This window comes from Aliivibrio kagoshimensis (assembly GCF_050337105.1).
Lineage (GTDB): Bacteria > Pseudomonadota > Gammaproteobacteria > Enterobacterales > Vibrionaceae > Aliivibrio_A > Aliivibrio_A kagoshimensis.
The window spans coordinates 1-7,203 of record NZ_JAKJSQ010000001.1 but is presented as its reverse complement, the minus strand read 5'-3'; the positions used below and the strand labels follow the sequence as shown (position 1 = coordinate 7,203).

Annotated in this window: 6 protein-coding genes and 1 pseudogene; 1 reads left to right on the top strand and 6 read right to left on the bottom strand. The window is 40.7% G+C overall.

Annotation, left to right across the window (positions count from 1 at the left end):
* Nucleotides 1–485: 485 nt before the first annotated feature.
* Complete coding sequence (locus L4C32_RS00035; protein ID WP_428194795.1) at nucleotides 486–1,697, bottom strand: MFS transporter; 1,212 nt, start codon at nucleotides 1,695–1,697, stop codon at nucleotides 486–488.
* 91 nt (nucleotides 1,698–1,788) lie between these two features.
* On the opposite strand from L4C32_RS00035, the gene L4C32_RS00030 reads away from it, so the two are divergent.
* On the top strand, nucleotides 1,789–3,477 hold the full coding sequence (locus L4C32_RS00030) for an ABC transporter substrate-binding protein (RefSeq protein ID WP_428194794.1): 1,689 nt from the start codon (nucleotides 1,789–1,791) through the stop codon (nucleotides 3,475–3,477).
* Nucleotides 3,478–3,636: 159 nt separating this feature from the next.
* Here the strand turns inward: L4C32_RS00030 and L4C32_RS00025 are convergent.
* The 5 genes and pseudogenes from L4C32_RS00025 to L4C32_RS00005 form a co-directional block, all read right to left on the bottom strand.
* Nucleotides 3,637–4,308: pseudogene (locus tag L4C32_RS00025) on the bottom strand (group II intron maturase-specific domain-containing protein); the annotation flags it as partial.
* A gap of 93 nt (nucleotides 4,309–4,401) precedes the next feature.
* Nucleotides 4,402–4,746, bottom strand: a complete 345-nt coding sequence (locus L4C32_RS00020; protein ID WP_428194793.1) for an alpha/beta fold hydrolase — start codon at nucleotides 4,744–4,746, stop codon at nucleotides 4,402–4,404.
* 138 nt (nucleotides 4,747–4,884) lie between these two features.
* Nucleotides 4,885–5,403: a P-loop NTPase family protein gene (locus L4C32_RS00015; protein WP_428194792.1), complete on the bottom strand. Its 519-nt coding sequence runs from the start codon at nucleotides 5,401–5,403 to the stop codon at nucleotides 4,885–4,887.
* Between the two features lie 174 nt (nucleotides 5,404–5,577).
* A complete protein-coding gene (locus tag L4C32_RS00010; protein ID WP_428194791.1) occupies nucleotides 5,578–5,949 on the bottom strand; it encodes a hypothetical protein in 372 nt (123 codons plus the stop codon).
* A gap of 951 nt (nucleotides 5,950–6,900) precedes the next feature.
* On the bottom strand, nucleotides 6,901–7,203 hold a 303-nt coding region (locus L4C32_RS00005), incomplete at its 5' end, for an HAD family hydrolase (protein ID WP_428194790.1).

Sequence of the window (7,203 nt, the reverse complement as noted above, 5' to 3'; positions counted from 1 at the left end):
ATTAAATATAAACAAATGAAATATAAACAAATGAAATATAAGGATATTAAATTTTTCCCGCATTTATATAAGGAATAATAGTTAAGCCTTACAAAGGCTACGAATTCTGTAGCTCTCTTCAAATATCACATTGAATTACAAGCTTTTCCAACTCAGCTCACTCAGCAATCATTTAATTATATAAGTTATAATATTAACTTAATTTACAATAACTTATAGATAGCCCGCACTAGACAGACTTACACAATACTGCTATCAATGTGGCAAAAGCTTGTTAACCAGCCGGCTGATATAACTCGCAATTGGACAGAAATGAGTTACGGTTCCCCCTAAATTAGCAATTCATAGATAACTAAAAGTATGGGCAGTAGCTAAGTTTAATGCCCCCGTTTTGTTAGTGCGGGTCACGTCTATTGTTACCAACGATGACGCTCAGCATTATCATCGAATAAATGTATTGTTTTTGTTAATCATCTATTTTGCTATTAACGAATAGAACGGACGCTGGTTGTCATTAACCAAAGTGCTATGAGCAGCTGTGTAACAAAACACCCGACGAACAGCCACTCAATACCAATCAATGATGTTAGATAGCCTGAACTAGCAAGGCCAAATGGCATTAGGAGTTTGAATAGTGAGCCTGTTATACCATTTACTCGGCCGAGAACGCTGACATCAAAGACTTCTTGGCGGTAACTCCAGATACAGATGCTGCTATATAAACCCACAGCGGATACCCAAAAGAACCCAGCAATAAGCGCTGTTTGATTCTCCATTATCAGTGGAATAACAAACCCGATCGATTCCAGTGCAATTGAGATAATGAGTAGCCATCCCAGCCCCCATTTCTTACGTAGTTTATCGGCACTGAATGCACCAATGAGACCACCAAGACCAGAAGCGACGATCAGATAACTCACGCCTACAGCATTCAACCCTAAATCTGCTTTGGCGTAGTAGATAGCTTGAATCCAAAATATCGCGCCTGTTGTGTTAATGACCATTACAGCAAGGGTGAGCAACCACATATTCTGTTCATTACGTAGTACTTGCCAACCTTCTTTTATGGCGCTGAAAGTGCTTTGTTCGTCTTTGTTGATGGGTGTTTTTACGTCGAGTCTTTTGACCTGCCAAAAAGCCAGTAACATCAAAAGCGCTACGCCGATGAAGACGTTATGAATAGTCGCCAATAACATGATGGCTCCCGAGAGCACAGGCCCTACGGTTTCCATAAAACTGCTCAAGGAGCTCATTCGAGCTGTTGCTACATTTTGAGTGTCATGTGAAAGCACGCTTTTCTGAATCGACATGCGCGCATTATGGTAGCCGTAGTTAAATGCCATCATTAAGAACGCGCACGGAAACAGAACCCATAATGGATCTTCAAGGAACTCAACGGCAAGGAAGGATGTGAACACCGTTCCCGCTTGACCGAGTAACATCGCCAGAGACCACTGCTTTTTATCACTGCGATCAACCCACACGCCAATAAACAGAGCCAGTAATAGATTGGGCAGAAACTCAACGGCTCTCATCCAACCCATCCACTCGGAAGATTGGGTAAGTTCATAGACCAATAACGGTAATGCAAGTGTGTAGATTTGGCTCGCAAAGCTAACAAACAGAGCACTGCTAAACAGCGTAACGAAGGTTTTATTCTTCCAGATGGAGCCATGAGACTCAGTTAACGTATTCATCTAAATATYCTTTTTATTTTTGGTAACACGGCTATTATTTGAAAATAAAAGATGAAGAAAAATAGAAATATAATTTTAGGATTTCACCTTTATGCGTTATTGGTTAGCTTTGGTATTTTTGCGAGACTTTGGATTTGAGATAGGTCGATGGAAACCGATTTCATTAGACGATGTCACGAAAGCGTTGAACTGCACACGTCGCAATGCTCAGCTGGTCATCAAAAGACTAGTGGAAGAGTCAATCATCGATTGGAAATCGGGTGTTGGCAGAGGTAATTTGCCTCAGCTTCTTCTTAAAGAGTCGGTACATACCGCATTAACCGAGCAAGCTAAGCTTTTGATGAATAAGGGAAAAGTCGATCAAGCGTTGAAACTAATCAGAAGCAAAGATCGTGATCAGTTTATTGCCGAGTTCGTTAGTCAATATCAACAGCAAGATAATGCTCAAGACATCCTCCAAATCCCTTTTTATCGAGCGACACATAGCTTGATCCCTTGTGAAATATCAAGGCGTACTGAGCAACATATCGCGGATTATCTGTATGCCAACGTGTTACGTTTCAATAGGGACACTGGCCAGTTGGAGGGGGATCTAGCGCAAACTTGGGAGCATACAGGTGATACGCTGAAGGTTCGACTACGTAAATCACTTAAGTTCTGGGACGGCTCAGCACTTACTGCATTTGATGTGAAGGAAGCCTATGAGTCGATCATCTCGTCAAACTCGGTGAGTCGAGGTCTGTTCATACTCATTGGTGAGTTTTCTGTGGTCGACGAGTACACCTTACGAATTCGTTCCAAACTTTTGTCTCACTATCTGCCAAGGTTGATGGCTCATGGTGCGTTGTCGGTTTCCAAATTGAACAGCGACGGCTCGATAGTCGGAAGTGGAGCGTTTCGACTGGCAGAACAAACCAACTACCGAACGCTACTTACTGCATCCCCTCATTATCATGGTTATCGACCTTGGTTAGATGGCGTAGAAATCTGGAACATGGGCCTATCTGCAAAAGACTTTCAAATGCATTGCGATATTGTGCATGGTAGCTCAGCTCCGGATATTGCCGATGAATTCACACAGGTACAACAGTGGGAAGAGGGCTGTATCTACGCCTGTTTAAACAGTGCAAACAACACATGGATGAAGTTGGCAAAACATCGTCGATACATCCAACAGTTGCTGCAATCTTTGCCGATGAACGGTGTGAGAGACTCTATGATTTATCGGCGAGCCTCAGGTATGACAAGCCTTGAGCCCTTAAAATTAAGCAAAGAAGTAGACTTGTCTTCCGTAAATCAGGTGCCGCTTGAGGTGTTAACTTATCAGCTGCCTGGGCATATTGAAGCTGCTGAAAACATCACTGAGTTGCTGTGTCAGCATGGTTTAGATTCAAACCTTACCGTGCTGCCATACCCTGAATTTGACCAAGTAGAGCGACAATTGAAAGCGGATATTATTGTTTCTGGTGCGGTGTTTGGGGAACATAAAGAGAGTTCTTGGCTCGGATGGTTGTTGTGCACAAACACCGTGACGGCGAGTCTGAATAAGCAATCAAAGCCTTGGTTCGAACAACAAGTATTTGATAATTTGGCTCAATCAGATGAAAGTAAGCGTGTTCAAGGTTATCAGCGAATTGAACGCGAGTTGATTCGAAAAGCAATTTATATTCCTCTGTTTCAATGCGCACAAGACATGAGAATCTCTCATAAAGTGAATGCGATGGATCTTCTTACTAATGGCTGGATCGACTTCAATCAGGTTGTTTTTGAAAGCCGTTAAATGGGTCGTGATTCCAATCAGTTGATCAATGGTAATACTCTCGTTCAATTAAGGTGCTGTAGATTCAAGTGAGCCAAGAACAGCAAAATGAAACCATTTTTGGCGAAACCAATAATGGGGCAATAAACAATTTAGAGGGATAGTTTTAACCGATTTCGTCAACGCAGTCGGGACAGGCTCTTTCCAAGAGTTACGAGCTAGCCTTTTGGGTTTTCTCTTCGCCAAGTATTCTTGGTGTTGAGGGTCAAAAGGGGTCGCTGCACTCCGGATTTTCACGTGTCGCTCGATGGGCACTTTCGCTATTTGGAACAGATTGAAGTGACAGTCCATGTCCATGATTTTCTGCCAACCGTGAAATTGCCACTGGTCTTTACGATTAAGAAAATACTTATGAACAACCCAGTCCTTGGACTTGGTTGGATGACGTCTAACTGCCCAGTGCCATAACACTTGGAATAGTTTGTGGCCGACATACCCGAATACTTGTTTAGCAACACAGTGTCGATAGTAATTCGCCCATCCTCTAAGTTTCGGATTTATCAACTTGATAAGATCGTTAACAGGGATGGTTGCGTGCTTTTTAATAAGTTCACGTAGATTTTTCAAGAATAACAATGTTTTGGATTTACTCGGTTTAATGAGCAATTTCCCTTTGTACTTCCTGTGATTGAAACCCAGAAAGTCAAAGCCATCATCAATATGAGTGACCTTCGTTTTCTCTTCGGAGAGGATTAACCCTCTTTCTGCCAGAAAGTCAGCAATCAACGGTTTGATATCGTTCACTAGCACTTCCTTTGAAGAGCAGGTGACCACGAAATCATCCGCATACAGGAGAGTCTGATTTTTTGGCTAACTTACTCTACTCCAAACCAACGGTTAAGTTATTAGTTACTTATACAGAAAGCTCATTCACTAGATTGCTGGCTAATTCAGAAATTTGTTTATCTCATCAACCCACTTATCTTGTTCTTCAAGGTGGGCCAAATGACCTACATTAGCCATAATCACCAATGTTGTCTGCGGTAATAGTCCATGAAGTTTAATAGCGACTGAAGCTGGAAAACGAAAATCTTTTTCGCCATGTATGATAAGGACATTTGTGTTTGTTCTTCTAATGATTTCGCCTACATCTAATGTCTTAGTTTTAACGACACCTTTTCTAAATGCCTTAATCCACTCACTTGAAAATGCAACGCGTTCTATTATTGATTTGATATCATCTAGCTTATCAAGATTATAAACATCAAGAGGAATCGTTTTTAATGCCATGGTTCGACTGGGTTCATAGCCTTTAGCAGGAGCCTCAGTAAAAGAGTATCTTATTAAGTTTTGGGTCTCAGCTGAGTTTCTATCAAGATACTCAGGTTTCCTTTAATTAGAATGTTGGTATACCTAACAATATTAAATTTAACGCTTGGTGCCCGTTTCAACTTCATCCATCTCGGCTTTGATCTGAACAATAAGTTCGTCTAGTGTTGTAGGTTTTCTGAGTACAATGCCTTTTTGTAGTGACATAGATTTCATAATGGATGGTCGAGCCAGTAAGGGAAACATCCAAATCAGCTTAAATAACTTAGGTATGATTAGGATTTCCGGACAGTTCGCTGGAAGCTCAGGGCGAGATTTAAATAGATATGGCAAGTTACGCCTGAAACATCGGAGCAAACAAATGTGTCTTGGTACATCAAGAAAGATTACAAAATCCGCGTTCTCTCGAACTGTTTTTGATACCCCTTCAATTAACCAACTCTCTTTAGTTAGTAATTGTTGCTCACCAAGCGCTCGCTCTTCTTTTGAAGCCGCAACCCATCCCTCTTTCCAAACTACACTATCCAAGCTAGCTACTGGCATATTTAGAATTAGACCGAGTTGCTTAGCCAGCGTCGTCTTACCCGAACCTGCATTCCCTGTGATATGTAATCTCATATTTTCTCTAAACAGGCATTTAAAAATTCAGAATATCACTTTTTATTCTTACTATTAGTAACCTAGAGCAAAACGCATGCAAATTATCAGCACGGGGCAGCTGACAGTAAGGTGAACTGGAACGAGTGACACAATGATATAAGTCCCTGCGGCTATTTAGTGCTTAGATAGCTTTCAATGTCGGTCATTATTTGGAATAGCTACAATTTGAGAAYCGTCTTCATAAATAATGAGACCAGGACGATTAGATGATAACTCTGTAACTACGAAGCCACACGCTTCCACGTAAGGAATGATAGCGATTACATGATCAATGATGTCAACCGCAGAATCCTTAAACCAGCAGACACCTTTCAAGCTTTCTGGCTCGTCAAAAATATCTGGGATAGTAAAAGAATCCATTAACCATACTAGGTGACTATCAAGATCGATTTTGTCAGCATCTTTAAGCTGATCCTCTCGACTAAGGCGGTACGCAACACCTAAAACGCCCTGATTAACGCCTGACTGTTTATTGATGTGTCCAACTACAAAGCGCTTGAACATTGCTTATACATTCCTCGTAATTTAATGATAAAGAACCTATATGTAGCTGAATTCAGGATAGTTTACCCTTTTAAATAAAAAAGAAAACCATTACAAAAACTACAAGTCCCAAGACAAACAATTACTTTGAAAATGGACAGATATGACCAACACTAATTGGCTGTGTAAAGTACTTCCAACTTTCGTTGGTCCTAACAAGCTTTGGGGCAAAGGCGATTTAGGCAACCCAGAAGGAATTCTTCTGGGTTGCAACTCGTTTAGGGGCAAGAACGATTCAGCCTTATTCTCTGAATCGACGCTGGACAAACCTTGATAGATTTATGGTACTAGCCGAAAGTAATTCACCTATTTTAGGGTATGGTTACAGTTCTAGCCCTAGTGGAAAGCTAGATGCGCTACTTGAACATTAAAGCAACGCTATTAGCGATAGTTATTTCTCACTAATCGAAAATACTAATTTCTTCAATGAGTTAGAATTGTACAAATTTCTAATCCGTAATAGGGTTTTATTTACTTGCCAAGCATAAGGTTTTGTAGCCTGCTTTGTCTAAAATTAGAATCCACAGGCACAGCTGTGTGATGACTGGTAATAAAGTTTGTGACAGCTTAAATTAAGTTTGTGAACGTAATTAAGATTGTGACTAACTAGCCGGTAATATTTTGAAAGGCGAACCAGAAATGGTTCGCCTTTTTGTCTTTATAGAGTATGTAAACATCCCTTCTCTAGTGGCACTCGAAATTAGAGTTCTGGACATAAGGTAAAGTAAGTCTAATTGCGGAAGGGGAAAAAAATTTCCATCCCGATTTAGTGCACTTCGAGGTAGATATGAGTCAGCACAAATTCTGTTAGCTCGAAGGTGGACAGGAATGAGTTACGGAGTTCATGAGAATCTGGTCTTTCGGATAACTACTGTTTTTCCAAATAATGAAATTTGACAACAGACAGTTATTTTATAAGTTAACAATTTTTAGTGCATCGTTGAGATTGTTCACCATGACAACTTCTTTAGGAAGACTAATTTCATCATGAAATCCAGCTAACCACACAGCTCTCATTCCTGAACCCGTTGCGCCTAAAATATCTTTTACTGGGTGATCCCCAAAATATAAACATTCTTCTGTTTTATATCCTGCTAGCTTGGCAGTGTGTTCAAAAATCGAAGGATCTGGCTTACTCACACCAAAACTCTCTGAGCTAACCATTTGAGAGAAAAGGTGGTTAAAGGATGTAGCGTCAAGGGTAGAACGTCTACT